Origin of the sequence: Nonomuraea sp. NPDC050790 (genome assembly GCF_044456745.1) — a bacterium.
Lineage (GTDB): Bacteria > Actinomycetota > Actinomycetes > Streptosporangiales > Streptosporangiaceae > Nonomuraea.
In genome coordinates this window covers 118,031-144,586 of the sequence record NZ_JBITGF010000018.1, presented here as the reverse complement: position 1 = coordinate 144,586, position 26,556 = coordinate 118,031, and the positions used below count along the sequence as shown (strand labels likewise).

Sequence of the window (26,556 nt, the reverse complement as noted above, 5' to 3'; positions counted from 1 at the left end):
GAAAGCTACGAGGCAGGACTTCACCTCCGAGGCTCGATCATGTGGCTGAAACTCCTCACCTCACCTACATGATCCGAACCCCGAACAGCTCCTAGCAGCAGGCTGACCGCCGTCCCCGCGACCAGCGCCGCTCCCGTGACGTCGAGCCCGGCGCTGGTCACCGGTCTGGGCAGGCGCAGCGCGTACCCGGCCAGAGCCATGCTCACCAGGCTCAGCGGCAGGTTGACGTAGAAGATCCACCGCCAGCCCGCGACGTCGGTGATCAGCCCTCCCACCAGCGGACCGCCCACCCCGGCCAGGGCGAAGACCCCGCCCGTCAGACCCTGGACGCGGCCACGCAGGCGGCGCGGATACAGCTCGGACAGCGCCACGGCCGGGATCACGAACAAGGCCCCCGCGCCGACGCCCTGCAGCGCCCGCGCCGCCACGAGCTGGGGCGTCGTCTGGGCCAGGCCCGACAGCGCCGACCCGGCGGCGAACAGCGCCAGCGCGGCCACGAACACCGCGCGACGGCCGAAGCGGTCGCTGACGCGGCCGTAGAGGGCGCCGGTGGCGGTCGAGGCCAGGACGTAGGAGGTGACGATCCAGCCGATGGCGTCCAGGCCGCCCAGGTCGGCGGCGATGTCCGGGAGCGCGACGGCCACCACGGCCTGGTCCAGGACCGACATCAGCATGCCCAGCAGCAGACCGGCAGTGGCCAGCGGGACGTTCCCCGCCTTCGCGGTGATCGTCACGACCGCTCCTTCCCCGCCGCGAACGCTGACCGGTTCGTGGTGATCGTCACGGCCCGGTCCCTCCCCGCCGCGAAGGCGGGCAGGTCGAAGTCGGCGCTCAGGAGGTCCTGGTCGATGGCGGCAGCGGCGACCGTTCCCGAGGCGGCCGCGGCGATGACCGCGGCCAGCGGGACCGGGACGGTGGCCCGCCTGGCCAGATCGCCCGCCGCGTAGACGCCCGGGACGCTGGTCCTGCCGAACTCGTCCACCTCCAGGCAGCCGTCGCCGAACGCGGCGCAGCCCAGCCGGGCGGCCAGGTCGCCATCGGGCCGCCGCGGCACGTTGACCACGAACACCGCCCGTCTGGGCAGCGGCGGGCCGTCCTCGAACACGATCCGCGCCAACCGCCCTCCCGACGCCTCCAGCCGGACGATGCGCTCCTCCCGTACGGCGACGCCGCAGCCCGTCAGCTTCGCCCTCGCGGCAGGGTCGAGCGGTTCGCCGCCGGTGCACAGGGCGACGTCGGCGAAGCGGCTGAGCTGCAGCGCCAGCCGTACCCTGGAGGGGGCGGCGCCGACCACCGCGACCGGCAGGCCCGTCACCTCGAACCCGTGGCAGTACGGGCAGTGGAAGGCCGAGCGCCCCCACAACTCCTCGACCCCGGGCGGCCCGGGAAGGTCGTCGGCCAGCCCCGTCGCCAGCAGGAGCCTGCGCGCCGTCACCCGATCGCCGCCCGACAGGCCGACCAGGAAGCCGGGACGGACGTCGGTGACCGTTTCATCCCGCAGCTCCACGGACGCATAGGCGGACAGCTCCCGCCGGGCCAGCGCGCGCAGCTCGGCGGGCGGCGTGCCGTCCCGTGTCAGAAAGTTGTGGACGGCCTCGGCCGGGGCGTTGCGGCCCTGCCCGGTGTCGAGCAGGAGCACCCGCCGGTGCGCCCGTCCGAGGGTGAGCGCGGCGGCCAGCCCAGCAGGGCCGCCACCGGCGATGACGACGTCGTACACGTGATCGCTGATTGACATGCCGGAAAGTCTGCAAGTTAATGTCAACATGAAGTCAAGCGACGACCTGCGCATCGGGGAACTGGCCGACCGGTTCGGTCTCGGCACGCACGTGCTGCGCCACTGGGAGACCATGGGCCTGCTCACCCCGGCCGCCCGCGTGAACGGCCGCCGCCGCTACACCCGCGACCACGTCATCCGGGTCATGACGATCATCCGCGCCAAGGGCGGCGGCATGAGCCTGGAGCAGATCGGCGAGGTGCTGTCGGCGACGGGCAAGGAGGAACGCCGTAACCTCCTGGAACGCCACCACGCGGACCTGGAGCGGCGGCTCGCGGAGATCACGACGTCCAAGCGGCTGATCGAGCACCTCATGGAATGCCGCGCGGAGGACTTCACCCAGTGCCCCGACTACCGCCGCATGGTCGAAGCCGAGACCGGCGCCTGCGTCGTCGGGTAGCGGCCACTTCCCGTTCGGAGGTCCCCGCCCTGGGCACGATGATCGCGTCGGCGGGCGGAAGCGTCCCAAGGTCATGAACAGGCGCTTCCTATAATTCAAGGGCACCGAGAGGGGGCGCGATGACTCGGCTGGACCCTCCGCCGCACGACCACGCACACGGCCACGGACATGGCCACGGCAGGTCAAGGCTGGCCCGCCTCCTCAAACCCCACAGCCACGACACGGCCGACAGGACCGACGAGGCCCTGGAGTCCAGCACCCGCGGCATGCGCGTCCTGGCCATCTCCTTCGCGGTCCTCATGGCCACAGCCCTCGTCCAGGCGGTGATCGTGGCCCTGTCCGGCTCGGTGGCCCTGCTGGGCGACACCCTGCACAACTTCGCCGACGCGCTGACCGCCGTCCCGCTGGCGATCGCGTTCTCCGTGGGCCGCCGCACCGCCACCCGCCGCTTCACCTACGGGTACGGCCGCGCGGAAGACCTGGCCGGGATCATCATCGTCGCCCTGATAGCCGCCTCAGCGGCGCTGGCCGCCTACGAGGCGGTGAAACGCCTGATCACCCCCGAGGACATCCGCGCCCCGGCCCTGGTCGCCGCCGCGGGCGTGGTCGGCTTCATCGGCAACGAGTGGGTGGCCCGCTACCGCATCAGGGTGGGCCGGGAAATCGGCTCGGCGGCCCTGGTGGCCGACGGTCTGCACGCCCGCACCGACGGCTTCACCTCCCTGGCCGTCCTCCTGAGCGCGGGCGGCGCCGCCCTGGGCTTCCCCCTGGCCGACCCGATCGTGGGCCTGCTCATCACGGCCGCGATCTGCTTCGTCCTGCGCGACGCCGCCAGGGAGATCTACCACCGCCTGATGGACGCCGTAGACCCGAACCTGATCACCCAAGCCGAGAGAACCCTGGCCGCGGTCCCGGGAGTGGTAAGTGTCGGCTCGGTCCGCATGCGCTGGATAGGCCACACGCTACGCGCCGAAGTGGACATCAAGGTCAGCCACCAGATGACACTCATAGAGGCCCACAAGGTGGCAGTGGAGGCCGAACACCGCCTGATCCACGACCTGCCCCGCCTGAAGGCCGCCACCGTACACGCCGACCCCGACGGCCCCTCCGACACCGACCACCACGCCCCCTTGCAGACCCACCGGTAGCCATGCCTTCACACCTGCTTGGCATACCAGTTGTTCCGCACAGTTCTCAGGACCCGCTGACGGTCATCTCGGCGCCAAAGCCCAACCCCATCGTCCTTCGCCTGCACACCTAATGGTTCGGTCGAAGCGCGCCCGATCGGGCAGCTGAGGACCTATCGGCCCCGGGGTTTCCAGTGGCGGTGGGCGCGGGTGCACGGCATGGCGACAGTCCGGCTGCCTAGGAGGTTTTGAACCGGGGTGGGATCCAGGGGGCTGACCACTTAGGTGGGCAACGGGCGGGATTTTGGAAGGCAGCCCGAGCGGAGCGAGGTCCTTCAGGGGTCGAACTTCGGCTCGACTGGGGCCCCTACGCCCGAAGGGCGCTCAAGGGCTGGAACGTGTTTGTGGACGATACTGGGATTGAACCAGTGACCTCTTCCGTGTCAGGGAAGCGCTCTCCCGCTGAGCTAATCGTCCTGGGTATTCAGATGTGGAGGTGGAGACGGGATTTGAACCCGTGTGGACGGCTTTGCAGGCCGCTGCCTCGCCTCTCGGCCACTCCACCGAGTCGCAAGCCCCGAGCGGAAGACGGGATTTGAACCCGCGACCCTCACCTTGGCAAGGTGATGCTCTACCACTGAGCCACTTCCGCGTCCGCCACGTTCAGCGGCGACGAGAGAACTGTAGCGAATCTTCCCCCTCTCCCCAAACTCAGTTTCTCGCCCGTGCCCGGAAGGCCGCCGTCTTCACCCTGTTCTGGCAGGCCGTCGAGCAGAACCGTCTGGTGCCGTTGCGGGAGACGTCCACGTACACGCGGTCGCAGGCGGGGGCCGTGCACACGCCCAGCCGGTCGGCGAACTCGCTGCCCAGCACGATCGCCAGCGCCGTCGAGCAACTGGCGCCCCAGTCTCCGGCCATGGTGCCGCCGGGGCCGTGGAAGTGCAGGTGCCACGGCTCGCCGTCGTGGCGGTCCAGGCGGGGGCGGGCGTTGTAGTCGTCCAGGAGGCGGTTGACCTCGGTGGCGGCGGTGTCGGGGTCGTCCGCGGCGACGGCCTCGAAGACGGTGCGCAGGCGGACGGCCACCTCCGCCATCTCCGCCGCCTCGGGGGCGGGGAAGGGCGGATGTGACGGGTAGACCTCGCGGGCGCTCGTCGTGGCGGCTTCGTCCAGGCCGGCTGGCGCGAAGGGGCGGCCGCGCCGCATCCCCGGGGTCAGCGCGTTGACGAAGCTCACCGTCACGCGCGCGACACTGTCCGTGTGACTGTTGAAGTTCACTTGACCGGTTACAACCTCTCGGTTAGCTTGTGACTATCCAAAGTGTAGACGACAGTTACAAGGAGCCGGTTGTGCTTACCCATGAAGCCGCGCGTGAGTGGATCGACCGCTGGGACCTGCAGCAGGCCGGATACCTGCCCGACCGCGAGGAGCGCTTCACCGCGCTGATCGACGCCGTCGAGGCGCTCGGCCGCCCCGACCCCCTTGTGCTCGACCTGGGCTGCGGGCCCGGCTCCTTGTCCGCGCGTCTGCTGGACCGCCTGCCCAAGGCCACGGTGATCTCCATCGACGCCGACCCGCTCCTGCTGGGCCTGGGCCGCGCCGCCTATCCGCGGCTCACGTTCGTCTCGCGGGACCTGCGCACCCCGGGCTGGAGCGACGGGCTCGGACTGGACCGCCCGGCGGACGCCGCGGTCAGCACGACGGCCCTGCACTGGATCACCGGCTCCGAGCTGGCCGGCGTCTACGCCGAGGTCCACCGGGCCCTGCGCCCCGGCGGCGTACTGCTGAACGGCGACCACCTCAACACCGACGACGCCACCCCCGCCCTCGCCGAGCTGGAGCGCGCGATCCACGAGATGGAGACCGAGCGCACCTTCCGCGAGAACCGGCCGGAGGACTGGCAGCAGTGGTGGCAGGCGGTCGTCGCCGACCCCGACCTGGCCGAGCTCAACACCGCCCGCCACGACCAGGGCAGCACGCACACCGGGGAGGAGTCCGAGCTGCTGTCCACGCACGCCGGCGCCCTGCGCGCGGCCGGGTTCGCCGAGGTCGGCACCCTGTGGCAGCGGGGCAACAACCGGCTGCTGTGCGCGGTGAAGGGCGTCGATGCTTAGACCGAGACCGAAACATCGATGGGCTAGCGTCGCATCATGGCCGCAGAACACCTCACCCGCGACGCCGACATCGCACCGGTGGCCGCGCTCATCGCCGACCCGACCAGGGCCGCCATGCTCACCGCGCTGCTCGACGGCCGAGCCCTGGCGGCCGGGGAACTGGCCAGGCTGGCCGGAGTGAGCGCCGCCACCGCCAGTTCCCATCTGGCCAAGCTGCTGGAGGGCCGCCTCGTGGAGGTGGTCAGCCAGGGCCGCCACCGCTACTACCGCCTGGCGGGCCACGACGTGGCCGAGGTCCTGGAGGTGCTGGCCCGGGTCAGCGCGCGGCCCGCCGTACGCTCGCTGCGCCAGTCGCGCCAGGCGCGGCTGCTGGAGGAGGCCCGCACGTGCTACGACCACCTGGCGGGACGGGCGGGCGTGGCGCTGCTGGACCGGCTGCGCGCCGACGGCCACCTCGACGGCGGCGAGCTCACCCCGGCGGGGGAGCGGGCGCTCAAGCTGCTCGGCGTGGACGTGGACGCGGTGCGCAGGACGCGCAGGCGGTTCGCGCCCGACTGCCTCGACTGGACGGAACGGCGGGCCCACCTGGGCGGAGCGCTCGGTGCCGCGCTGACCGAGGCGCTGTTCGAGCGTGGCTGGATCGCCAGGGGGAACATCCCCCGCGCGGTCACCGTGACGGACGAGGGCAGGAGGGAGCTGTTCTCCGGTAAGGAGCTAACATCGCATACGCCGGTTACCTAACAGCCCGATACGAGAGAGTGGCAGCATGCGCGACAACGTAGTCGTGAACGTCGGTCCCGAGCCGCTGAGCTTCGAGGACGTCATCCGGGTGGCCCGTCACGGCGCCGCCGTACGCCTGACCGACGACGCGATCGCGGCGATCTCCGCGGCCCGCCAGCGGGTGGACGAGCTCGCCGAGAGCCCGACGCCCGCCTACGGGGTGTCGACCGGGTTCGGCGCGCTGGCCACGCGGCACATCGACCCCGCGCTGCGCGCCCAGCTCCAGCGCTCGCTCGTGCGCTCGCACGCCGCGGGCAGCGGCCCCGAGGTCGAGACCGAGGTCGTGCGGGCCCTGATGCTGCTGCGCCTGCACACGCTGGCCACGGGCCACACCGGCATCCGCCCGATGACGGCGAAGACGCTGGCCGCGCTGCTGAGCGCGGGGATCACGCCGGTGGTGCACGAGTTCGGCTCGCTGGGGTGCTCGGGCGACCTGGCGCCGCTGGCGCACGTGGCGCTGACCCTGATGGGCGAAGGCGTCGTACGCGACAAATCCGGAAATGTCACCCAGGCGGCCGAGGCGCTCAAGCAGGCCGGCATCGAGCCGGTCGAACTGGCCGCCAAGGAGGGCCTGGCCCTCATCAACGGCACCGACGGCATGCTCGGCATGCTCATCCTGGCCATCGACGACCTGTCCAGGCTGCTGAAGACCGCCGACCTGAGCGCGGCCATGAGCGTGGAGGCGCTGCTCGGCACCGACCGCGTCTTCGCCCCCGAACTGCAGGCCCTGCGCCCCCAGCCCGGCCAGGCGCTCGCCGCCGCCAACATGGTCAGGATCCTGGCCGGATCCGGCGTCATGGCCAGCCACCGCGACCCCGAGAACTGCGCCCGCGTCCAGGACGCCTACTCCCTGCGCTGCGCCCCGCAGGTCGCCGGCGCCGCCCGCGACACCGTCGCGCACGCCGCCAACGTCGCCACCTGGGAACTGGCCAGCGCCGTCGACAACCCCGCCGTGCTCGACGACGGCCGCGTGGAGTCCAACGGCAACTTCCACGGCGCCCCCGTCGCGTACGCGCTCGACTTCCTCGCCATCGTCGCCGCCGACGTGGCCTCGATGTCCGAGCGCCGCACCGACCGCTTCCTCGACGTGGCCCGCAACCACGGCCTGCCCGCGTTCCTGGCCGACGACCCCGGCGTGGACTCCGGCCACATGATCGCCCAGTACACCCAGGCCGCCATCGTCTCCGAGATGAAGCGCCTGGCCGTGCCCGCCAGCGTCGACTCGATCCCGAGCTCGGCCATGCAGGAGGACCACGTCTCCATGGGCTGGTCGGCCGCGCGCAAGCTGCGCCGGTCGGTGGACGGCCTGACGCGGGTGCTGGCCATCGAGATCCTCACCGCCGCCCGCGCCCTGGACCTGCGCGCCCCGCTGACGCCCGCCCCCGCGACCGGCGCCGTGGTCTCCGCGCTGCGCGACACCGTCCCCGGCCCGGGCCCCGACCGCTTCCTCGCGCCGGAGATCGAGTCCACCGTCCGCCTCGTCGCCGACGGCGCTCTCCTCTCCGCCGCCGAGGCGATCACAGGCCCCTTGTCGTAAACCTCCCGCCGAAAACTCCCGCGGGCCCTCTGTCGTAAGAATCCCCATCCCGTACGGCCCAGCCACAGCCACCCCCACCCGCCGCACAGGGCTGGGCCCAGTCCAGGGAGACGGCCGGCGGGCGCGCGCGGTCCCCGCCGCGACGCCCGCCCGTCGCCCATCCGCCGCTGCCCCACGTCAGCCCGGCAGCGCCACGATCGCGTCCACCTCCAGCACCAGCCCCGGCATGAACAACCGGGACACCTCCACCGTCGTGCTGGCCGGAGGCGTGCCGGTGATGTGGCGCCGCCGCACCTCCCGGTAGGCGGGCGCCTGCCCCATGTCCGTCAGGTACGACCGGATGAACGCGATGTCACCGAACCCGGCCCCCTGATCGGCCAGGATCTTCTCCAGGCAGCCGAAGACGTGCTCGGCCTGCGCCGCCATGTCCCCGGGCGCCACCACGTCCCCGTTCTCGTCGAAGGCGGCCTGACCGGAGACGTACAGGGTGTTGCCCGCCCTGACCGCGTGCGAGTACATGCCGTTCGTCGCCGGAACCGTCCCCGGGTTGACCGGCGTGACCCTGGACGGTTGTGCCGCCGCCGCCACGTGCCGCGCGATGGCGGTTACGTCGTGCTCGCCGAGACCGGCCGCCTCGGCCTCGCGCAGGCGCAGGCGGGCGGCGGTGGCCAGCGTCCCGCCCTCCCAGGCGGCCAGCTCCAGGTCCTTGGCGGCCAGCCCCAGCGCGAACCGGGTCTCCGCGCCGGGATCGCGCAGCCGCTCGGCCAGGCGCGCGGACAGGCCGCCGAGCGGGGTGCCCGCCAGCACGTCCAGCACCGCCTCGCGGGGGACGCCGTGGGCCTCGCCGTACGCGAGGGACTCGGCGAGGAGCACCTGGGCGGGCAGGAACGCGCTCATGACGGCGAGCTTCAGCGCCGCCCCCGACCCCGGCGGCCCGCACTCGCGCACGGACCCGAAGACCGACAGCAGCTCGCGCACCCGCGCCACCGGGCCGCCCGCCAGCACCGTGAGCGTGCCGTCGGCGGCGGGGCCGACGCTGCCGAGCACCGGCGCGTCGACCAGCTCCACCGAGGCGGGCAGCAGCTCGCGCACCCGCGTCACGGCCAGCGGCCCGATCGTGGACATCTCGACCACGGTCGCGTCCGGCCGCAGCCCCGGCAGGGCCGCCGCCAGCACCTCCAGGACGGCCGGGCCGTCGCGCAGCATCGTGATGACGACCGAGGCGCCCTCGACCGCCCGCGCCACCGGCGTCCCGGCCCCGCGCCGCCACACCGTCACCTCGTGCCCGGCCGCCTCCAGCCGCCGTGCCATGGGGACGCCCATCCGCCCCTGTCCAAGAAAAGCAATCATGTCCCCCTTTATAGGGAGATGCGAGTCATTCCACCACCGACTAGATTGCATACCAGCCATGCTTGAGACGAATGACTTGCGGCTGTTCGACGAGGTCGCCCGGTCCGGCTCGTTCACCGCCGCCGCCGAACTGCTCGGCTACACCCAGTCCGCGGTCTCGCGCCGCATCGCCGCTCTGGAGCGCGAGGCGGGCGGCCCGCTGTTCGAGCGCCAGGCCCGCGGCGTACGGCTCACGCCCGCCGGCCACGCCCTGCGCCGCCACACCCGAGCCGTCCTGGAACGCCTGGACCAGGCCGGGGAGGAACTGGCCGCCATCCACGCGGGAGGCGGCGGCAGGCTGCGCGTGGGCGCGTTCGCGACCGCCAACGTCGAGCTGGTGCCCGCCGCGCTCGGCCGGTTCGCCGCGGCCAACCCCGGCGTCGAGGTACGGCTCGCGGAAGGGCTCAGCCCCCGCCTGGTCGAGCGCCTGGAGGCTGGAGAGCTGGACGTCGCCGTGATCAGCGACTACCCGGCCGGGCTGCCCGAGGGCGGTCACACCGTGCCGCTGGGGGAGGACCGGCTGCTGGTGGCGCTGCCGAGCGGCCACCCCCTCGCCGCCCGGGACGCCGTCGACCTGGCCGACCTGCGCGAGGAGACCTGGATCGAGGCCGCGCCGCGCGGGCAGCCGACGCTGCTCGTGACCGCCTGCGCCGCGGCCGGGTTCGTGCCGCGCGGCGGGCTGCGCGTGGCCGAGTGGTCGGGCAAGTTCGGGTTCGTGGCCGCCGGGCTCGGCGTCACGCTCGTGCCTGAGCTGGCCGCGCGGGCCGTGCCGCAGGGCGTGGTGCTCCGGCCGCTGCGCCCGCTCGGCACCGCCGTACCCGCGAGGCGTTACTACGCGGCGCTGCCCGGCCTCCCGCTGCCCGCGGCCCTGGCCTTCGTGGACTTGCTGTGCGAGGTGGCATCACGTACTGGGACAATGGGCGCGTGCACGACAGCTTCGCCCACGTCGGCGGGCGGCTCGCCACCGGCCTGCGCGACCTGACCACGGACCTGGCCGCCCTCGACGGCGAGGGCTGGTGGGCCGTGGTGGTCGACTACGAGGGCAAGGTGAGCTGCGCCCGCTTCGACGAGGTACGCCACGCCCCGCTGCCCCCTGCCGGACGCTGGCACGGCCCGGCCGCCCGCCACTGGCGCAGTTCCCTCGACCAGGCCGCCTACGAGCGCGGCGTCCAGGCCATCCGCGAGTACATCCGCCAGGGCGAGGTCTACCAGGCCAACCTCACCCGGGTCCTGACCGCCCCGCTGCCGCCGGACGCCGACCCGCTCGCCCTCGCCCACCTGCTGGCCAGGCGCAACCCCGCCGCGTACGCCGCGGTGATCAGCCTGCCCGGCCGGGCCGTGGTCTCCGCCTCGCCCGAGCTGTACCTCTCCCGCGACGGCGCGGTCGTCGAGTCCCGGCCGATCAAGGGCACCGGCGTCACCGAGGCCGACCTGCTCGACAAGGACTACGCCGAGAACGTCATGATCGTCGACCTGGTCCGCAACGACCTCGGCCGGGTCGCGGCGGTCGGCTCGGTGACGGTCCCCGCGCTGTGCGTGCCCGAGACCTACCCCGGCTCGGTGCACCTGGTCTCGACCGTCCGCGCCCGGCTGGAGCCCGGCAAGGGCTGGCCTGAGCTGTTCGCCGCCACGTTCCCGCCCGGCTCGGTGACCGGCGCGCCCAAGTCCTCGGCCCTGCGCATCATCAATGAGCTCGAACCCGAGCCCCGCGGGCCGTACTGTGGGGCCGTGGGCTGGGTCGACGCCGACCGTGGCACGGCCGCGCTGGCCGTGGGCATCCGCACCTTCTGGATCTCCGGCCAGGAGATCCGGTTCGGCACCGGCGCGGGCATCACCTGGGGCAGCGACCCCCGGCGCGAATGGCTGGAGACCGAGCTGAAAGCATCCAGGCTCATCGCACTCGCATCTCGCTTTGGAGGAGATAGATGACAGTCCCTGTCTGGGTCAACGGGGAGATTCTCGAACCCGCCCGAGCGAGCGTCTCGGTCTTCGACCACGGCCTCATGGTCGGCGACGGCGTCTTCGAAACCATCAAGATCGTGAACGGCCAGTCGTTCGCCCTCACCCGCCACCTCGACCGCCTCCGGCTCTCGGCGCAGCGCATGGACCTGCCCGAGCCGGACACCGACGCCATCGCCGACGGCATCGGCAAACTCCTGGCCGTCGCGCCGGCCTGGCCGCTCGGCCGCATCCGCGTCACCTACACCAGCGGCCCCGGCCCCCTCGGCTCCGACCGCGGCGACCAGGGCGGCACCTCCGTCGTGATCGTGGACGAGCAGAAGCCCTTCCCCGGCACCGCCGCCGTCACCGTCGTGCCCTGGCCGCGCAACGAGCGCGGCGCGCTGTCGGGCGTCAAGTCCACCTCCTACGGCGACAACGCCAAGGCCCTGGCCTACGCCAAGGCGCGCGGCGGCGGCGAGGCGATCTTCGGCAACCTCGCGGGCGACCTGTGCGAGGGCACCGGCTCCAACATCTTCATCGTCCAGGACGGCCGCCTGATCACGCCCACGCTGGAGGCGGGCCCGCTGGCCGGGGTCACGCGGGCGCTGGTCGTCGAGTGGTGCGGCGCCGAGGAGGCCGACGTGCCGCTGGGGGCCCTGTACGAGGCCGAGGAGGCGTTCCTCACCTCCACCACCCGCGACGTGCAGCCGATCAGGCTCGTGGACCAGACCGCGCTGCCGGTCGCGCCGGGCCCGATCACCTCCAAGGCCATGCAGGTCTTCGCCGAGCGCGCTGCCGGGGACCTCGACCCGTGAGCTAGTCTCGTGCCCCGCATACCGATCATGTGAGGCATTCGTGGACATCGGCCCGTACCGCATCCTGCGCGAGCTCGGCCGCGGCGGTCAGGGCACCGTCTACCTGGGCCGCGACGAGCGTGGTGAGCTCGCCGCGGTCAAGGTGGTCCACGCCGTGGACCGCGCCTTCGACCGCGAGCTCGCCGCCGCCCGCCAGGTCGCCGAGTTCTGTACGGCCCGCGTCCTGCGTGCCGACCTGGACCACGACCCGCCCTACGTGGCCAGCGAGTACATCGACGGCCCCGCGCTGCACCAGGTGGCGCCGCTGCGCGGGGCGGCGCTGACCCGGCTGGCCATCGGCACCGCCACCGCGCTGACCGCCATTCACCGGGCCGGAGTCGTGCACCGGGACTTCAAGCCGGGCAACGTCCTCATGGGCCCCGACGGCCCCCGCGTGATCGACTTCGGCATCGCGCGGCTCGTGGACCTGTCCCAGTCGCAGGGCTCGGCCGGCACGCCGCCGTACATGGCGCCCGAGCAGTTCGCGGGCGGCGAGGTCGGGCCCGCCGCGGACGTCTTCGCGTGGGGCGCGACCATGGTGTTCGCCGCCTCGGGCCGGCCGCCGTTCGGCTCCGACACGCTCGCGGCCGTCGCCTACCGCATCATCCACGCCGACCCCGACCTGGGCGAGCTGCCCGAGCCGCTGCGCGCGATCGTCCTGCGCTGCCTGGCCAAGCACCCCGCCGCCCGGCCCACCGCCCGCGACCTGCTGTTGAGCCTGCTGGGGGAGCGGGCCCCCGCGCAGCCGGAGGCCGCCCTGCACCAGGGCATGGCCGCCGCCACACAGCCCGCCGCCTGGGGCCCCGGCGCACCCACGGCCCCGGGTCCGGGAGGCGCCGCCGTACCACCCACCCCGCAAGGACCCGGCCAGAGCCCCCACGCGAGCAGACCCCCGAGCCAGGCCCCCTACGCGAGCGGACCCCCGGGACAGAACCCCTACGCGAGCGGACCTCCAGGACAGAACCCCTACGCGAGCGGATCTCCAGGGCAGAACCCTTACGCGAGCGGACCCCCGGGCCATGGCCCCCACGTCGGTGGAGCTGCGGGCCAGGGCGGGTCCGCGGGTGGGGTGTCGCGGCGGGTGGTGGTCGTGGGCGGGGTGGGAGTGCTGGCGGCGGCGGTCACCGGAGTGCTGCTGTGGCGCGGCGGGCTCGGCCAGGGCACGCGCGCCAACCCCACCCCCGGGCCCACGCCGCCCGGCCCGTCCACCACACCGCCGCGCAGCGGCACCCCCAGCCCCTCGGCCACGCCCACGCGTAGCCGCACCCCGCCGGCCGCCGCGCAGCTCGCCGACGTCATGGAGAGCGCGGTCGGACTGGCCCCGCTGGCCGACTTCGGCTTCGACGCCCGCATCACCCAGGGCACCTGGCACACCACCGCCACCGGCCGCCTGGCCTACGACCCGCAGATCTCCGACGTGCGCATGGACATGCGGGTCACCGCCGAGCACATGCAGCCCGCGCTGACCCGCCGCGTGCTGATGGCCGAGAACGACTACGTCGGCGGCAAGCTCGTCACCGACCCGGCCAAGACCCCGATCATGCTGTACGCCCGCTTCGTCCACGTGGTCGCCTCGATCGCCAACGTGGCCGACCTGGCCCGGCTGACCGAAGGCGTGCAGTCCAAGGGCCGGACCTACACCGGCTCGCTGCCCACCACCAAGGGCCCCGAGTCGCTCTGGCGGCAGATCAGCGCGATCAACAACGACGAGATCCCCGAGGACCAGCTCGCCAGGACCACGCTGTCCTGGGTGCTCAAGCTGGACGAGAGCAACCGGCCGCGCTCGCTGGGCCTGTCCTGGCACATGCTGCTCGACCAGGGCGCCAGGCTGACCTCCCCGTTCGACGTCACCTACGAGAACTGGCGCGAAGGGGAGATCGGCGAGCCCGGCTAGTACGACTTCTGCGTCTGGACGTTGAAGTCGTCCATCTTGACCTGCTTGGCCGGGTCGGTCAGCGGGTCGTCGATCTGGATGACGTCCAGGCCCTTGAGGATGTCGCTGGAGTAGATGTAGCCGTTGTAGTAGTACGCCGACCAGGAACCGGCGATCGAGTGGTCGCCTCCGGCCGGGCCGCGGTCGAAGAAGCCGATCTCCCGGGGGTTGTTGGAGTCGGTGAAGTCCCAGACCGAGACGCCGCCCTGGTACCACGCCTGGACCATCACGTCCTTGCCCTGGATCGGCAGCAGCGAGCCGTTGTGGGCCACGCAGTTCTCGTTGTCCGTCTGCTCGCGCGGCATCTTGAAGTAGCCCCGGCGCTCCAGCTTGCCGTCCACGATGTCGTAGATGGCGTTGGCGCCCTTCGTCTTGGGCGTCTTGCTGTCGCAGGTCGCCATCCCGCCGCCGCCGAGCTCGTCGCTGAAGACGACCTTGGTCGCGTCGTTGTTGAACGTGGCCGAGTGCCAGATCTGGAAGTTCTCCCTGTCGCGTACCTGCTGGAGGACCTTGGGCTTGACCGGGTCGGCGATGTCGAGCAGGACGCCGTCGCCGAAGCAGGCCGCGGCGGCGAGGTTCTTCTCGGGGTAGGCGGTGATGTCGTGGCATCCGGCGGCGAACATGCCGTCGCCCTGGCCATCAGGGAAGATATCCGGCTTTGCCACGATTTTTGCGGACTTGGGGTCCTTTACTGGGATTTCTACGATCTGGATGAGCTCGTGGGGCGGCGGGCAGGTCTTCGAGTCCGGCTCCGGGCCGGGGGAGGAGACGTACACGTACAGCGTGTCCGGGTTCTTGCCCGGCACCATCGTGTGGGTGTGCGAGCCGCAGTCGGTCTGCACCGCGGAGACGTACTTGGGGTCCTTCTTGTCGCTGATGTCGAAGATGCGCAGGCCCTCCCAGCCGCCCGAGGACGGCCCCGTGCCCTGTCCGGACTCGCACGTCTCCCCGTCGCGCGGCTCGTCGATCGACAGGATCAGCAGGTCGCCGTAGACCGAGACGTCGTTCTGCTGCGACGGGCAGGAGACCTGGCTGACCGGCTTCGGCCGGGCGGGATCGCTGATGTCGAAGACCGAGAACCCGCCGAAGTTGCCGACGAACGCGTAGTTGCCCTGGAAGGCCAGGTCGGAGTTCCAGCTCATCGGGCCGTCCAGCGGCGCCGTGCGCGGCATGTTGGCGAGCAGCTTCACGTTGGGGCTGGTCACCACGTCCGCCATGGTCTTCGGCGAGGACTGGGCGCTCGACGGCGTCTTGCTCGCCGGACTCGGACTGGGCCCGGCCGCCTGTGTCCCGGCGCAGGCCGCCACCAGCATGACAGCCGCGCCGACCGCCGCCGCTCTGAGCTTCGCAGGGATCACGCGCACACTCCTTCAGTTTCGTGGCCCAGTATGGACGCTATGTCAGTACAGTTCCGGCCGCGTCTTCTCCAGATCACAGTTCTGCTGACATTCGCCCTGACCGCCTGCGCCGCGGAGGACGCCGGACCCTCCCCCGTAGGCACCGACGCGCCCGTCCTGGTCCCGCACGGCCCGGGAACTCCCGCCCGTACGGCCACGCCCGGCGAACGCCTCCCGCGGCCGGAGCGGCAGCCCTCCGCGGCGGACGTGCGATTCGCCGAAGGCATGATCCCGCACCACCGCCAGGCCCTGGAGATGGCCGGCCTGGTCGCCGAACGCACCCGCAGCCCGGAGGTACGCCGCGTCGCCGACCAGATCGTGCTGACGCAGGAACCCGAGATCCGCATCATGTCCGGCTGGCTGCGGGCGCTGGGCCGGGCCGTACCGCAGAGTCACGACCACCCCACGGCGCGGCCGGAGAACGGCATGGCCACCGCAGCCGACATGAAGGCGCTGCGCGCGGCCCGCGACGGCGCGTTCGACCGGTTGTTCCTGCGGCTGATGATCAGGCACCACGAGGGCGCGCTGACGATGGCCGACGCGGCGCTGCGCGAGGGCACCGACCAGCGCATGCGGATGATGGCCAGGGACGTCTACTCGGGCCAGAGCATCGAGATCGCCCGTATGCGCGCGGCCATGCGCTCATTACCTGCGCTTTAACCTCCTACCCATAGGGTTGAAGCATGGCAATCTGGCGCACTTCCGACGGGATGCAGGTGGAGGCGGTCGTCGTCGACGACCAGCCCGTCCTGCGCGTGTCGCGGCGCGTCGAGGACAAGGTCTACTTCCGCGGGTACGTGAGCGGCGTCGACGAGCTGCACAAGCACGGCGTGGACCTCGCCGACCTCACCGAGCACCCGGCCGCCTGACCTCTGGCGGAGCGCGGGCCCTTGCTGGTTAAGTGGTGGGCCGCGCGTCCCGTCCGCCAGGAGGCCCCCCGATGTCCCAGGTTCCGCGCACGCGACTCGGCATCGCCGCCGCCGCGCTCCTGCTGGCCGTCCTGGCCGGGGCCTTCTTCTTCCTCAGGTCCGGCGCGTCCGCGGGCGTCGGCGAGCCGGTCATCGACGGCGGCTTCACGATGACCGTGACCAAGGTCGAGCGCCTGGCCAGGATCGGCAGCGAGAGCCTCGGCAAGGCCGCCAAGGGGCAGTTCGTCGTCGTCCACCTGTCGGTGAAGAACAGCGGCACGCGGGCGCAGGCGTTCATCAGCGACTCCCAGAAGCTGCTGGCCGGCGGCGAGGAGTACCCGGCCGACCCGGGCGCCGCCGTCTTCGTCGACGGAGCCGACTCCAAGCTGCTCTACGAGAAGATCAAGCCGGGCGACACGATCACCGGCGCCGTGGTCTTCGACGTGCCGAAGGGCGTCCTGCCCGACGGCGTCGAACTGCACGAGCGCGCCTCCTCGGGTGGCGCCGAGGTGAGCCTGCGGAGCGGGCGCTGACCGCTGTTGCCGTTGGTCTGTGTCGAAACCGGACAAGGTGCGCCGTCGCTGAGAGCGCCGCGGCCCCCGGCGTCCTGGCCGCAGTGGGCCTGCCACCCTTGCGCGGTTCCGACGCGCGGTGGGTCTGCCGCCTCTGCGTGGTGCCGAGGTGCCCACGGCCTTCGACTTCGCGGGCGCCGTGTTGTTCGGGGTGACCGTCGCCGCCGCGGTGACCGCGCTTGGGCTGGCACTGCGGTATGTGCCTTACCCAGCGAGGCGGGGCGGGGGCGGCGTTGTTCAGCACGACCCGGATGAGCTTGGAGACCCTCACGCCGCCACCGGGGTGATGGCGGCCCCGGGTCCGGCGGCGGGGGATGGCGCTGGCGGGAGCCGTGTGCCTGGTGGCGGGGTGGTGGTGCGGCGGGCCGTACCGGCTGGTGGTGGGGGATAGGGCCGGGCGTGGGTGCGCCCCGCGAGACATGCCTCGCGGGGCGGTTCACCATCGGTCGGTTGGTTTCTAGTGATGCTTGCGGTCCTTGCACCACTGCTTCACCCAGCGGTGGTGCTTCCAGCAGTACCAGCACTTGCGGTCGTGCTTGTCCCAGCGCCACTTGCACTTGGGCTTCGCCGCCGACGTCGTGAGCTGTGAGGTGGAGGCCACCGCGCAGCTTGGCTGGGTCGACGCGCTTGCCGCCTGCGAGGTGACCGTTCCGGTGACCGCGAACGCGGACGCTGCGATCGCGGCGCCGACGATAATGCGCTTGAGCATCAGAGATCCATCCCTGATCTGAGGGCCCAGGAAAAGTCTGGGCAGGTGGAAGCGCCGAATTCCGGTCAACTGGACACGCGAGAACGACGCTGATGGAACGATTCGACGTTATCCGGGAATGCCTGGCGCGGTCTCCCGCTGAAATGCAAAGCCTTATTTCCGACATTTCACCATTTATCCTAATACCGCAATTCTCGGCCATGGCGGCTGATCGGAACCTCGTCTGACCTGCTCCTTTGTCGCGGAGGCGGGGTGTGGGGAGCGCCCATGTACCCCTATGTCGTGAAAACAACCGCATCCCCTTCGACAAATGCTGGGAAAATGCGACGCAGACCTCTGCGCGGTTCCTGCACGAAAGCGAGATCTCGCGGTGATCTTCGTCGGCCATGATGCGGCCTCATGATGAAGACGATCGCGGCCGTCGTGGCCGCCGGCGCGGTGCTCACCGGCGCCCTCCCGGCCCAGGCCGCGCCCAAGGACCCGGTCAGGGTGCTCAAGTCCCTGGTGAAGCCCGGTGCCGGCGTACGCGTCACCGCGACCTCGACCATCACCGACGACGGCACCACGATCGACCTGGTGAGCAGCAAGGCCGCGTTCGCCCTCGGCAAGAGGACCGTCGGCGCCTCCGACATCACCTCCAAGCCGATCTCCCCGACCATCCAGATGAAGGACGACCGCGGGCCCGAGCGCGTGATCAGCATCGGCAAGGACGTCTACATCAACGGCGGCCCCATGGCCGACGACCTGCCGAAGGGCAAGACCTGGACGAAGACCACGGCCTCCTTCCTGAAGGCCGGCATCTACGGCAGGTACGGCCAGCCCGTCAACCCCGCCGAGCCCGGCACCCTGGCCGCCCTCCTCAAGCGCGCCAAGCGGGCCGGAAACGTCTACACCGGCACCATCTCGCTCCAGGAGCTCTACAAGATCTCCCCGTGGTTCTCCAGCACGAGCCAGATCGGCCGCGAGGACGTCCCGCTCACCTACAGGATCAGCGTCACCGGAGCCGGCTTCGTGAGCAAGGTGACCAGCACGTTCCCCGGCGACACGGTCACGATCCAGCCCGGCTTCGACGACGAGAAGGTCGTCGTGGTCAGCTCGTACACCGGCTGGGGCAAGAAGGTCTCCATCAAGGCGCCGCCCGCGTCGAAGGTGACCACCAAGTAGAGCCCCCGGTCAGGCGGCTTCCGCGGCGGCCTTGAGGTCGCGGAGCCAGGTTTCGAGGCCCATGTCCGAGCCGGGGTTCGCCTGCGGGCCGGTGTGGCTCTCCTCGGTGCGGACCAGGACGCCGCCGTGGACCCGGGTGAAGCTCCAGACGTGGACGCCGTCGATGTGGAACCCGGGACCGACCGCCGGGCCGGTCCAGCGGACGCATCTGCCGTACTGGATCTGCCGGACGGTGGAGGTGATGACGACCGAGCCGGCGGGAAGCCGGATGGTGGCCTGGAACCGCGAGCGCTTGCGCAACGGGCCCGGGTCCAGGCGCTCGACGGTCATGGGTGCGGCGGGCTTCTGCCAGGTGGGCCAGGCTTCCACGTCGGCCTGGAGGTTCCAGATCGTGCGCAGCGGGGCCTTGATGAGAATCTCGGCCCGGTGCCTGGCCTTGGCGGACGGGTCGACGCCTCTGTCCTGGCAGGTGAGTGAGGTGCCGTGACCAAGGGTGGCGGCCTGGGCGGGCGCGCCGACGCCGAGCATCCCGGTGACGGCCAGCGGGACCGCGAGCAGCGCGGCACGCCTGCCGATGCGACCGCGGAAGGCCGTGGGGGCACTGAACATGAGCATTCTCCGATGACGTTAGGGGGGCTTGTGTTGGTTAGAAGCTATAACTCAAAGTCGTGATCGTCAATAGCGAGAGTGAGAAGTTCTAACGGGCGTGACTGTATGGTGCGGGCTACAGGCCGATCACCGGCTCGCCCCCCTCGTCCACGAGGCGGCTGAGGCGATCCACGATGGTGTAGTTCAGCCCGAGACGCCCGGACGGCCCGGCATGGCTCACGTCGACGGTGACCACGGGCGCCACCCCGTCGATCCGGAAGCACGCCTGCGTCGAGCGCGCGGACAACCGGATCCCCAGGAGGTCGCCCGCCCACGAACGCGCGTACACGGTCCAGGGATCCAGACCATAGGCGATCATCTTGATGATCCAGGCGTGCTGGACCAGCGGCGGGTCGTCGTCCGCGGGCATGCCCAGGGTCCCGTCGTCCGGAGGGGCCGCGCGGAGCGGGACGCCCTGCGCGGCGAGTTCGTCGCGCAGGGCCTGCCGTGAGGGGAGCGAGTAGCCGACGTGACACTCGACGGCGGGGCCGCCGGCCGGGATCACCGTGCATCGGCCGCCGTCGCCGCCCAGCCGGATCGAGGCGAACCGCAGTCCGTCCGCGGCGTTGGCGCGCTGGGTCGCCGCCAGGTCGTACGACAGTCGTAACCGGGCGACCAGCTCGGGCTGGTCTTCGGTTCTGGCGTCGATCCGCATGATGAGAGTTCCTCGGTTATCCGGGAATGGGCAGCAGAACGGCGCCGAACGTGGACCAGATCGCCGCCGGGCACCGCGTCACGACAGGTGGCGCTGCTGCCGCCGGCCACCGGATCGTACGGTCGGCGGCGTCGTCGGTGAATTCGACCAGCGGCTCGATCCCGCCCCTGGAGAAAGCCGTCGAATTCTTGGCGGCCTTGGGCGTCAGGCGCCCGTTCCGGGCCACCAGATTAGCGTCGATCGGCACATAATCCGTCCGGCATCGTGTAAAGCGTGGAGTCCGCACGTCTGGCCGAAATCGCCTCGACCCGTGCGCCTTTCGCCTTGGCGGCCGCGAGGGTGGCCGACGGCTCGCTCCGCGCGGGCGCAGGGGTGGGCTCAGCGGTGACCGAGTGTCGTTGACCAGCAGTGCCGCGACGAGCACGGCGGCCAGCGCGGGTGCGCGGCGTTCGCTGGATAAGAGGGGTAAGCTCACGCGCTCGAACCTCCTGAGAATGCGGTGGTGATTTTTCGCCGGTGAACGCTCGCACTATCTTCCGGACGTCGCGTGGGAAAGAGTTCCGTCCCGATACTCGGTTCCGTCGTGACCAGCGCGGTGTGTTTCATGTCACAGCGCGAAATATGAGCGCTATTCAAATGTAGCCGCGCCTCTTCCTGCGCGGTGGGCGCGGATACCACGCAGGGTGGACGCCCCGGGGAGGGCTACCACGCGGGGTGGATCATCGCGGTGGCGTACACCCCTGGGTGGACGGTCGCTTTCAGTTCCTGGGTGGACGACCGGCGAAGAGGCCCGCGGATACCGTGACGCCGAATGTCATACCTCCTGACGGTGTCACGTGGGGGACTGCGCTCGGCCGTACAGGACTTCGACCTGGGGAGATTCGATGCGATTACTCGGTACGGGCGCGGCCGCGCTCGCCCTGCTCGCGAGCATGGTGGTGGTCACGGAGAGTGCGGCGGCCAGACCGGCCACGGCGACCGCCGCGCCACCGGGCGCCTCCACCACGTCGTACCCCATACCGGCGGACGCGATCTTCGTGGCGCCCACCGGGAACGACGCCGACGCCGGCACCCAGGCGGCGCCGCTGCGCACCGCGGCGGCCGCGGTCGCGAAGGCGGGCGCGGGGAAGATGACCACGATCGTGTTCCGTGCGGGGGAGTACCGCGAGCGGCTCGGCTACGTCGCCGCCCCGGTCACCCTCCAGCCCTATCCGGGGGAGCAGGTCTGGTTCAAGGGCAGTTCGGTGGTCGAGACCGGCCAGTGGGTCGCCGACGGCGCCGCCTGGCGGCTGGACGCCTGGAACCCGGCCAGCGTGTGCAGGGCGAGCGCGCCCGCCTACGACGAGTGCATGAACCCCCTGCACTTCAACGACGACAACCCGGTCGGCGGCGACCCGCAGATGGTGTTCGTCGACGGGGAGCCGCTGCGCCAGGTGGCCACCAGGGAGGAGGTGCGGGCCGGCACGTTCTTCCACGACGGACCGGCTGACAAGACCTACATCGGCGCCGATCCCGCGGGCCGGCGGGTCGAGGTCACCGCGCGCAAGAGCGGCATGCACTTCTTCGCCGGGGCCGACGGCTCGGTCGTGCGCGGGCTCGGCTTCGCGCACTACGGGTCGAGCCAGAACCAGACCAAGGAGCCTGCCGCGGTGATCGCGCAGGCCAAGGGCATGGTGTTCGAGAACAACACGATCATCCACAACGCGGCGACAGGGCTGCTGGTCAACGCCGACGACATCCGGGTGAGCGGCAACGCGATCACCGACAACGGCTACCTAGGCATCCAGGCCCACCGGGCGGCCAACCTGGTCGTCGAGCGGAACCGCGTCTCGCGCAACAACACCGAACAACTCGGCTACTCCGTCGGCTACAACCTGTCCGGCGCCGGGATGCTCGCCACGCGCGTCCACAACGCGGTCGTGCGCGACAACGTCTTCGAGGGCAACCAGGGCAACGGCCTGTGGTGCGACCTGTCGTGTCACAAGCTGACGGCCGTACGCAACCTGATCAGGGGAAACTCCCGGCACGGGCTGCACTACAAGGTGTCGGGCGAGGCGCTGCTGGCCTCCAACGTGCTGGCCGGCAACGGCGTGACCGGGCTGAGCGTCCTGGGCTCGAACAAGGTGCGGATCATCAACAACACCTCGGTGGGCAACGGGCAGGCGATAGCCGTACAGGAAGACGCCCGGCCGACCTGTCCGGGGGATGACGACGACTGCCCGACCGACGCCGAGCGGGCGCTGGGCATCACCTGGGACACGGCCGACACCACGCTGATGAACAACGTCATCGCCGCGGACGCCGGCACGGCGCCGCTGGTCAACACCACCGACAACAACACCGGTGAGTCCGGGCGCAGGGTCGGCGGCGACGGCATGATCCCGGCCGCCCAGATGCACCACAACGGGTACTCGCGCGAGGTGGCCGGCACTCCCGGCACGCTGGTGCAGTGGTCCCGGGTGACCGGGTCGAGCCTGCACTTCGCCTCGCTAGCCGAGTTCCAGGCCGCGACCGGCCGCGACGCCGGTTCGCGCTACCAGGAGTCCAGCTACCTGGTGAACGCTCCGGCCGGCGACTACCGGCTGCTGCCGGGCAGCCCGGCCGAGACGGCGGGCGCCGCGCTTCCCGCCGACGTCGCCGCCGCCGTCGGGGTGCCCGCGGGCGCTCCGGTACGGCTGGGCGCGCTCACCTGGCCGGGCGAGCCGCTGCCGGTCGAGCACCTGCGCAACGGCAGCGCCGACGGCCCCTCGACGACGCCCTGGTGGAGCGCCGGCGCCCAGCTCGCCGTCGCCGACGGGGAACTGCGCGCCACGGTCGCCGACGGTACGGCGGAGGCCGTGCTCGCCCAGCGCACCGCCCCGCTGGTCAGCGGCCGCACGTACACGCTGTCGTTCGACGCCAGGGCCTCCGCCGACGTGGCGGTGCAGGTGGCCGTCCAGGAGGGCGAGGCCCCCCACAACGCCACGCTCGCCCAGGACGTCGAGCTGGCGACGGCCGCCGAGCGCTTCTCCTTCCCGTTCACGGCCACGACCGACACGACCACGGCCGAGGTGGCGTTACAGCTCGGCGGCAAGGGCGCGCTCACGGTCCACCTGGACAACGTGTCGCTGGTGGAGAACACCTGGGGCGTGTCGAAGGAGCCCAAGCCGACCGAGGCGGAGGCGCTGGCGACGGCCGCCGCCACCGGACGGCTCGTGGAGGTGCTGTCGGAGCGGGGCGAGACCCGCGAGGTGTACGCCACTCCGGACGGCAGCTTCACCTCCAAGGAGCACTTCCAGCCGGTCCGCGTCTTCAAGGACGGCGGCTGGGTGCCGCTCGACACCACCCTGCGCAAGCTGCAGGACGGCTCGATCGTGCCCGGCGCGGTCCCGACGGCACTCAAGCTGTCCGGCGGAGGAAGCGGCCCGCTGGTGACGATCAACCGGGCGGGCCGGCCGATGACGCTGACCTGGCCCACCGCGCTGCCCACGCCCTGGCTGGACGGCGACACGGCCGTGTACCCGCGCGTGCTGCCCGACGTCGACCTGCGCGTACGGGCGGAGCCCGAGGGCTTCTCCCACGTCCTGGTCGTCAAGACCGCCCAGGCGGCGAAGGACCCGCGCCTGGCCACCATCAAGCTGGGGCTCTCGGCGCCCGGCCTGACGGTACGCGAAGCCGGGGACGGCACCCAGGAGGCGGTGGACGAGGCCACCGGCGCTGTGGTCTACGAGGCCCCGGTGCCGATCATGTGGGACTCCACGCCTCCGCCCGCGACCATGAGGGCCCTCGCCGCCGACCTGCCGGAGTCCGACGAGCCGGACGGCAACGTCGGCGCCGACGCCTCGGCCACCCAGCCCGGCGACACCTCCAAGATCGCCGCCGTGGCCACCACCGTGGCGAACGGCGAGATGACGCTCACCCCCGACGCCTCCCTGCTCACCGGGGCCGACACCACCTACCCGGTCTACATCGACCCGATGTGGGACACCCCGCGGGCCTCGGCCCGGCTGATGGTCTCCAGCGCCGGATGGGCCAAGTACAACTTCACCAAGAACGAGGGCATGGGCCGGTGCCCGCGCGACTACCCGCCCTCCGGCCGCTACTGCAACGGCTGGTACGAGAAGCGCTTGTTCTACCGCGTGCCGACCGCCCGGTTCGCGCACAAGCAGATCATCTCCGCCGAGTTCCACGCCAAGGAGACGTTCGCCACCTCGTGCAGGAAGCGCATCGTGGACATCCACCTGGCCACCGCCTTCGGGCCGGGCTCGACGTGGAACTCCACCAAGGACAACTGGGGACGCAGGCTCGACAGCAGAAACGTGGCCAAGGGCTGGAGCTCCGGCTGTCCCGGCGGTGACGTGCTGTTCAACGTGACCAGCGCGGTCCAGGAGGCGGCCAGGAAGGGCTGGTCGAACACCACCTTCGGCCTGCGCGCCCGCGACGGCGACGACCAGCTCGCCTGGAAGCGGTTCGACCGCGACGCCTACGTCCGCGTCCACTACAACAGCCCGCCGCCGCAGCCGAAGATGAGCCAGTTGTCCTCCAGCCCCGGCGGCCCGTGCCGCGGCCCCGGCAGCCCGGCCACCTTCAACCGGCTGCCGACCCTGTTCGCCAAGAACCTCACCGACCCCGACAACAAGGGCGTCGAGGGCGAGAAGCTCAAGGCGCAGTTCCAGGTGAAGTGGTACGTCGGCGGCGTCCTGAAGACCAGGAACCTGGGCACCGTCAAGAAAATGTCGGCCAGCGGCCCGCGCCGCGCCTCCTTCAGCGTGAAGGTCCCGACCGGGGTGGTGCCCCAGGGAAGCGTCGCGCACTGGGAGGTACGCGCCTACGACGGCCGGGCATGGAGCCCGTGGAGTTCGGCCGGCAACGCGACGGCCTGCTACTTCCTCTACGACGCCAGGGCGCTGCCCGAGCCGACGATCACCTCGGCCGCCTACCCGGCGCTCGACCCGGCCAACCCCGGCCAGACCCCCACCGACGGCGTCGGCAAGTACGGCGCGTTCAGCATCAAGCTGGACACCCGCGTCGCCAAGTACGCCTGGGCGATGAACACCGACCCGTCCGAGGGCGCGGCCAAGGCCAAGACGGCGGCCACCGAGTCGATCACGGCGATGCCCTCGCACGCGGGGCTCAACACCCTGTACGTCACCGCCTGGGACGCCGCCAACAACTGGTCCACCGGCACCTACGAGTTCTGGGTCGCCGAGGGCAAGGGGCCCAGGGCGCACTGGAAGATGGACGAGGCGGCCGGAGCCACCCAGCTCGCCGACTCCGCCGGCGCCCACCCGGCGACGCCGTACGGCGGCGCGCAACTGGGCGTGACAGGCGCCCTGGGCAGGGCCATGAACCTCAACGGCACCACCGCCTACGCCGCGACCAGCGGCCCGGTGCTCAACACGACCCAGAACCTGGCCATCTCCGCGTGGGTGAAGATGCCGGCCACACTACCCACGGCGCACTTCGCCGTGGCCACCCAGACCGCCACGCAGAACTCCGGCTTCTACCTCAAGTACGACGGAACCGACAAGAAGTGGAAGCTCTGGCGGATCCATTCCGATGCGAACACCACCGGATCGGGCACCGCCTACTCCCAAGGCCCGGCCAAGCCGGGGGTGTGGACCCACCTGGTCGGCGTACAGGACGTGGTGACCAAGAAGCTCCGGCTCTACGTCAACGGCGTTGAAGGGGTGGCGGGCGACATGACCTCGACGCCCTGGGCGGCGGGCGGCGCCTTCCAGATCGGGCGCGGCATCTACAAGGGTCAGTTCACCTCCTACGCCCCGGGCCCCATCGACGACGTCCGCGTCTTCGACCGGATCGTGACGGCCGACGAGGTACAGGACCTGTTCACGATCAAGCCCGTGGTCGAGAGCAAGTGGCACCTCAACACCGCGCCCGGCACCCCGGCGAAGAGCCCCGACACGGGCCTGGGCGTGGCCTATCCCCTGACGCTCAACGGCGCCGCGAAGATCACCACCGACTTCGCCAAGGTGCTCGTCCAGTCCCCGGCCGGGACTCCCAGCGGAGCGCTGGAGCTGCCGGGCGGGAACAATGACTACGCGGCGGCTACCGGAGCGGTCATCGACACCCGCGACAGCTTCACGGTCTCGGCATGGGTGTCCACCCCGGGAGAACCCAGCAGATCGATGACCGTGCTGGGCCTGGCCGGATCACACAACAGCGCGATCACGGTCAGGTACGACCCGGCCAAGAAGCGGTACGTCCTCGACGTACCCGACAAGGACGGGACCGGATCGACCACGGCCAGCGTGGAGCACTCCATGTTCCACCAGGGCAACTTCGGAGACTGGGACCACGTCGCCATCACCTACGACGCGATCGAGGCCACGGTCACCCTGTGGGTGAACGGGATCAAGGAAGCCGTGAGCGGAGCGGACAGCCTGTCCTTCCGCCACCGCACCCGGCCCTTCGGCCCCATCGCCTCGCTCCAGGTGGGCAGGAGCCTCGTCGGCGGCGCCTACCCGGCAGGCAAGACCTGGGCCGGAGTGGTCGATGACGTCTGGATACTGCGCGGCGTGGCCTCGCAGCAGCTCATCGACATGCTGGCGGTACCGACGGAGATCGCCTCGATTCCCGGCTGACCGGTCGCGGGCCGGTGGCCTCCCCGCCACCGGCCCGCACTCTGCCCGACTCCACGACTCGCTCGGAGGTTTC

Annotated in this window: 23 protein-coding genes and 3 tRNA genes; 14 read left to right on the top strand and 12 right to left on the bottom strand. The window is 71.4% G+C overall.

Annotation, left to right across the window (positions count from 1 at the left end; translation table 11 throughout):
* Nucleotides 1-20: 20 nt before the first annotated feature.
* Nucleotides 21-734: an MFS transporter gene (locus tag ACIBEJ_RS50670; RefSeq protein WP_397190228.1), complete on the bottom strand. Its 714-nt coding sequence runs from the start codon at nucleotides 732-734 to the stop codon at nucleotides 21-23.
* The gene (locus tag ACIBEJ_RS50665; RefSeq protein ID WP_397190227.1) at nucleotides 731-1,735 is read right to left on the bottom strand and encodes an NAD(P)/FAD-dependent oxidoreductase; all 1,005 of its coding nucleotides are present in this window, start codon (nucleotides 1,733-1,735) and stop codon (nucleotides 731-733) included. The genes ACIBEJ_RS50670 and ACIBEJ_RS50665 overlap by 4 nt, the downstream gene beginning before the upstream one ends.
* 28 nt (nucleotides 1,736-1,763) lie before the next feature.
* On the opposite strand from ACIBEJ_RS50665, the gene ACIBEJ_RS50660 reads away from it, so the two are divergent.
* Complete coding sequence (locus tag ACIBEJ_RS50660) at nucleotides 1,764-2,174, top strand: MerR family transcriptional regulator (protein ID WP_397190226.1); 411 nt, start codon at nucleotides 1,764-1,766, stop codon at nucleotides 2,172-2,174.
* 119 nt (nucleotides 2,175-2,293) lie between these two features.
* Nucleotides 2,294-3,322: a cation diffusion facilitator family transporter gene (locus tag ACIBEJ_RS50655; RefSeq protein WP_397190225.1), complete on the top strand. Its 1,029-nt coding sequence runs from the start codon at nucleotides 2,294-2,296 to the stop codon at nucleotides 3,320-3,322.
* A 384-nt stretch (nucleotides 3,323-3,706) separates the two neighbouring features.
* On the opposite strand, the gene ACIBEJ_RS50650 is transcribed toward ACIBEJ_RS50655, so the two are convergent.
* The 4 genes from ACIBEJ_RS50650 to ACIBEJ_RS50635 form a co-directional block, all read right to left on the bottom strand.
* Nucleotides 3,707-3,778, bottom strand: a tRNA-Val gene (locus ACIBEJ_RS50650).
* A gap of 14 nt (nucleotides 3,779-3,792) precedes the next feature.
* A tRNA-Cys gene (locus tag ACIBEJ_RS50645) sits at nucleotides 3,793-3,866 on the bottom strand.
* A gap of 15 nt (nucleotides 3,867-3,881) precedes the next feature.
* Nucleotides 3,882-3,953, bottom strand: a tRNA-Gly gene (locus tag ACIBEJ_RS50640).
* A 59-nt stretch (nucleotides 3,954-4,012) separates the two neighbouring features.
* The gene (locus ACIBEJ_RS50635) at nucleotides 4,013-4,540 is read right to left on the bottom strand and encodes a CGNR zinc finger domain-containing protein (protein WP_397190224.1); all 528 of its coding nucleotides are present in this window, start codon (nucleotides 4,538-4,540) and stop codon (nucleotides 4,013-4,015) included.
* Nucleotides 4,541-4,647: 107 nt separating this feature from the next.
* Between ACIBEJ_RS50635 and ACIBEJ_RS50630 the strand changes: the two genes are divergently transcribed.
* The 3 genes from ACIBEJ_RS50630 to hutH are packed head-to-tail and all read left to right on the top strand — an operon-like array spanning nucleotide 4,648 to nucleotide 7,729.
* Complete coding sequence (locus ACIBEJ_RS50630; RefSeq protein WP_397190223.1) at nucleotides 4,648-5,412, top strand: class I SAM-dependent methyltransferase; 765 nt, start codon at nucleotides 4,648-4,650, stop codon at nucleotides 5,410-5,412.
* 36 nt (nucleotides 5,413-5,448) lie between these two features.
* Nucleotides 5,449-6,153 (top strand): ArsR/SmtB family transcription factor, encoded by a 705-nt coding sequence (locus ACIBEJ_RS50625; RefSeq protein ID WP_397190222.1) that lies wholly within the window; start codon nucleotides 5,449-5,451, stop codon nucleotides 6,151-6,153.
* Nucleotides 6,154-6,178: 25 nt separating this feature from the next.
* On the top strand, nucleotides 6,179-7,729 hold the full coding sequence (hutH, locus tag ACIBEJ_RS50620; protein WP_397190221.1) for a histidine ammonia-lyase: 1,551 nt from the start codon (nucleotides 6,179-6,181) through the stop codon (nucleotides 7,727-7,729).
* A gap of 177 nt (nucleotides 7,730-7,906) precedes the next feature.
* Here the strand turns inward: hutH and ACIBEJ_RS50615 are convergent, their stop codons facing one another.
* The gene (locus ACIBEJ_RS50615; protein ID WP_397190220.1) at nucleotides 7,907-9,079 is read right to left on the bottom strand and encodes a Rid family hydrolase; all 1,173 of its coding nucleotides are present in this window, start codon (nucleotides 9,077-9,079) and stop codon (nucleotides 7,907-7,909) included.
* Nucleotides 9,080-9,137: 58 nt separating this feature from the next.
* Here ACIBEJ_RS50615 and ACIBEJ_RS50610 point away from each other — a divergent pair, with 58 nt between their 5' ends.
* The 4 genes from ACIBEJ_RS50610 to ACIBEJ_RS50595 are packed head-to-tail and all read left to right on the top strand — an operon-like array spanning nucleotide 9,138 to nucleotide 13,807.
* A complete protein-coding gene (locus ACIBEJ_RS50610; protein WP_397190219.1) occupies nucleotides 9,138-10,100 on the top strand; it encodes a LysR family transcriptional regulator in 963 nt (320 codons plus the stop codon).
* Entirely contained in the window at nucleotides 10,043-11,047 is a 1,005-nt protein-coding gene (locus tag ACIBEJ_RS50605; RefSeq protein ID WP_397190218.1) for a chorismate-binding protein, read from the top strand. Before ACIBEJ_RS50610 ends, ACIBEJ_RS50605 begins: the two co-directional genes overlap by 58 nt.
* On the top strand, nucleotides 11,044-11,874 hold the full coding sequence (locus ACIBEJ_RS50600; RefSeq protein ID WP_397190217.1) for an aminotransferase class IV: 831 nt from the start codon (nucleotides 11,044-11,046) through the stop codon (nucleotides 11,872-11,874). Before ACIBEJ_RS50605 ends, ACIBEJ_RS50600 begins: the two co-directional genes overlap by 4 nt.
* A 40-nt stretch (nucleotides 11,875-11,914) precedes the next feature.
* Nucleotides 11,915-13,807: a serine/threonine protein kinase gene (locus ACIBEJ_RS50595; protein ID WP_397190216.1), complete on the top strand. Its 1,893-nt coding sequence runs from the start codon at nucleotides 11,915-11,917 to the stop codon at nucleotides 13,805-13,807.
* Here the strand turns inward: ACIBEJ_RS50595 and ACIBEJ_RS50590 are convergent.
* Entirely contained in the window at nucleotides 13,804-15,204 is a 1,401-nt protein-coding gene (locus ACIBEJ_RS50590; protein WP_397190215.1) for an LVIVD repeat-containing protein, read from the bottom strand. The two genes, ACIBEJ_RS50595 and ACIBEJ_RS50590, sit on opposite strands and share 4 nt — an antisense overlap.
* 39 nt (nucleotides 15,205-15,243) lie before the next feature.
* Here ACIBEJ_RS50590 and ACIBEJ_RS50585 point away from each other — a divergent pair, with 39 nt between their 5' ends.
* From ACIBEJ_RS50585 to ACIBEJ_RS50575, 3 genes are all read left to right on the top strand, one after another.
* Complete coding sequence (locus tag ACIBEJ_RS50585) at nucleotides 15,244-15,903, top strand: DUF305 domain-containing protein (protein WP_397190214.1); 660 nt, start codon at nucleotides 15,244-15,246, stop codon at nucleotides 15,901-15,903.
* A gap of 23 nt (nucleotides 15,904-15,926) precedes the next feature.
* On the top strand, nucleotides 15,927-16,112 hold the full coding sequence (locus ACIBEJ_RS50580; protein ID WP_397190213.1) for a hypothetical protein: 186 nt from the start codon (nucleotides 15,927-15,929) through the stop codon (nucleotides 16,110-16,112).
* A 71-nt stretch (nucleotides 16,113-16,183) separates the two neighbouring features.
* Nucleotides 16,184-16,684: a DUF4352 domain-containing protein gene (locus ACIBEJ_RS50575; protein ID WP_397190212.1), complete on the top strand. Its 501-nt coding sequence runs from the start codon at nucleotides 16,184-16,186 to the stop codon at nucleotides 16,682-16,684.
* A gap of 496 nt (nucleotides 16,685-17,180) precedes the next feature.
* Here ACIBEJ_RS50575 and ACIBEJ_RS50570 read toward each other — a convergent pair whose 3' ends face one another.
* Nucleotides 17,181-17,432, bottom strand: coding sequence for a hypothetical protein (locus ACIBEJ_RS50570; protein WP_397190211.1), 252 nt, complete (start codon nucleotides 17,430-17,432; stop codon nucleotides 17,181-17,183).
* Nucleotides 17,433-17,831: 399 nt separating this feature from the next.
* On the opposite strand from ACIBEJ_RS50570, the gene ACIBEJ_RS50565 reads away from it, so the two are divergent.
* Entirely contained in the window at nucleotides 17,832-18,596 is a 765-nt protein-coding gene (locus ACIBEJ_RS50565) for a hypothetical protein (protein ID WP_397190210.1), read from the top strand.
* Between the two features lie 9 nt (nucleotides 18,597-18,605).
* Here the strand turns inward: ACIBEJ_RS50565 and ACIBEJ_RS50560 are convergent, their stop codons facing one another.
* The 3 genes from ACIBEJ_RS50560 to ACIBEJ_RS50550 all read right to left on the bottom strand — a co-directional run bounded on the left by ACIBEJ_RS50560 (nucleotide 18,606) and on the right by ACIBEJ_RS50550 (nucleotide 20,146).
* Nucleotides 18,606-19,205: an SRPBCC family protein gene (locus tag ACIBEJ_RS50560; protein ID WP_397190209.1), complete on the bottom strand. Its 600-nt coding sequence runs from the start codon at nucleotides 19,203-19,205 to the stop codon at nucleotides 18,606-18,608.
* A gap of 115 nt (nucleotides 19,206-19,320) precedes the next feature.
* Nucleotides 19,321-19,899, bottom strand: coding sequence for a hypothetical protein (locus ACIBEJ_RS50555; protein ID WP_397190208.1), 579 nt, complete (start codon nucleotides 19,897-19,899; stop codon nucleotides 19,321-19,323).
* A 16-nt stretch (nucleotides 19,900-19,915) separates the two neighbouring features.
* Entirely contained in the window at nucleotides 19,916-20,146 is a 231-nt protein-coding gene (locus ACIBEJ_RS50550) for a hypothetical protein (protein WP_397190207.1), read from the bottom strand.
* Nucleotides 20,147-20,783: 637 nt separating this feature from the next.
* On the opposite strand from ACIBEJ_RS50550, the gene ACIBEJ_RS50545 reads away from it, so the two are divergent.
* Nucleotides 20,784-26,483 (top strand): LamG-like jellyroll fold domain-containing protein, encoded by a 5,700-nt coding sequence (locus tag ACIBEJ_RS50545; protein WP_397190206.1) that lies wholly within the window; start codon nucleotides 20,784-20,786, stop codon nucleotides 26,481-26,483.
* Nucleotides 26,484-26,556: the final 73 nt, after the last annotated feature.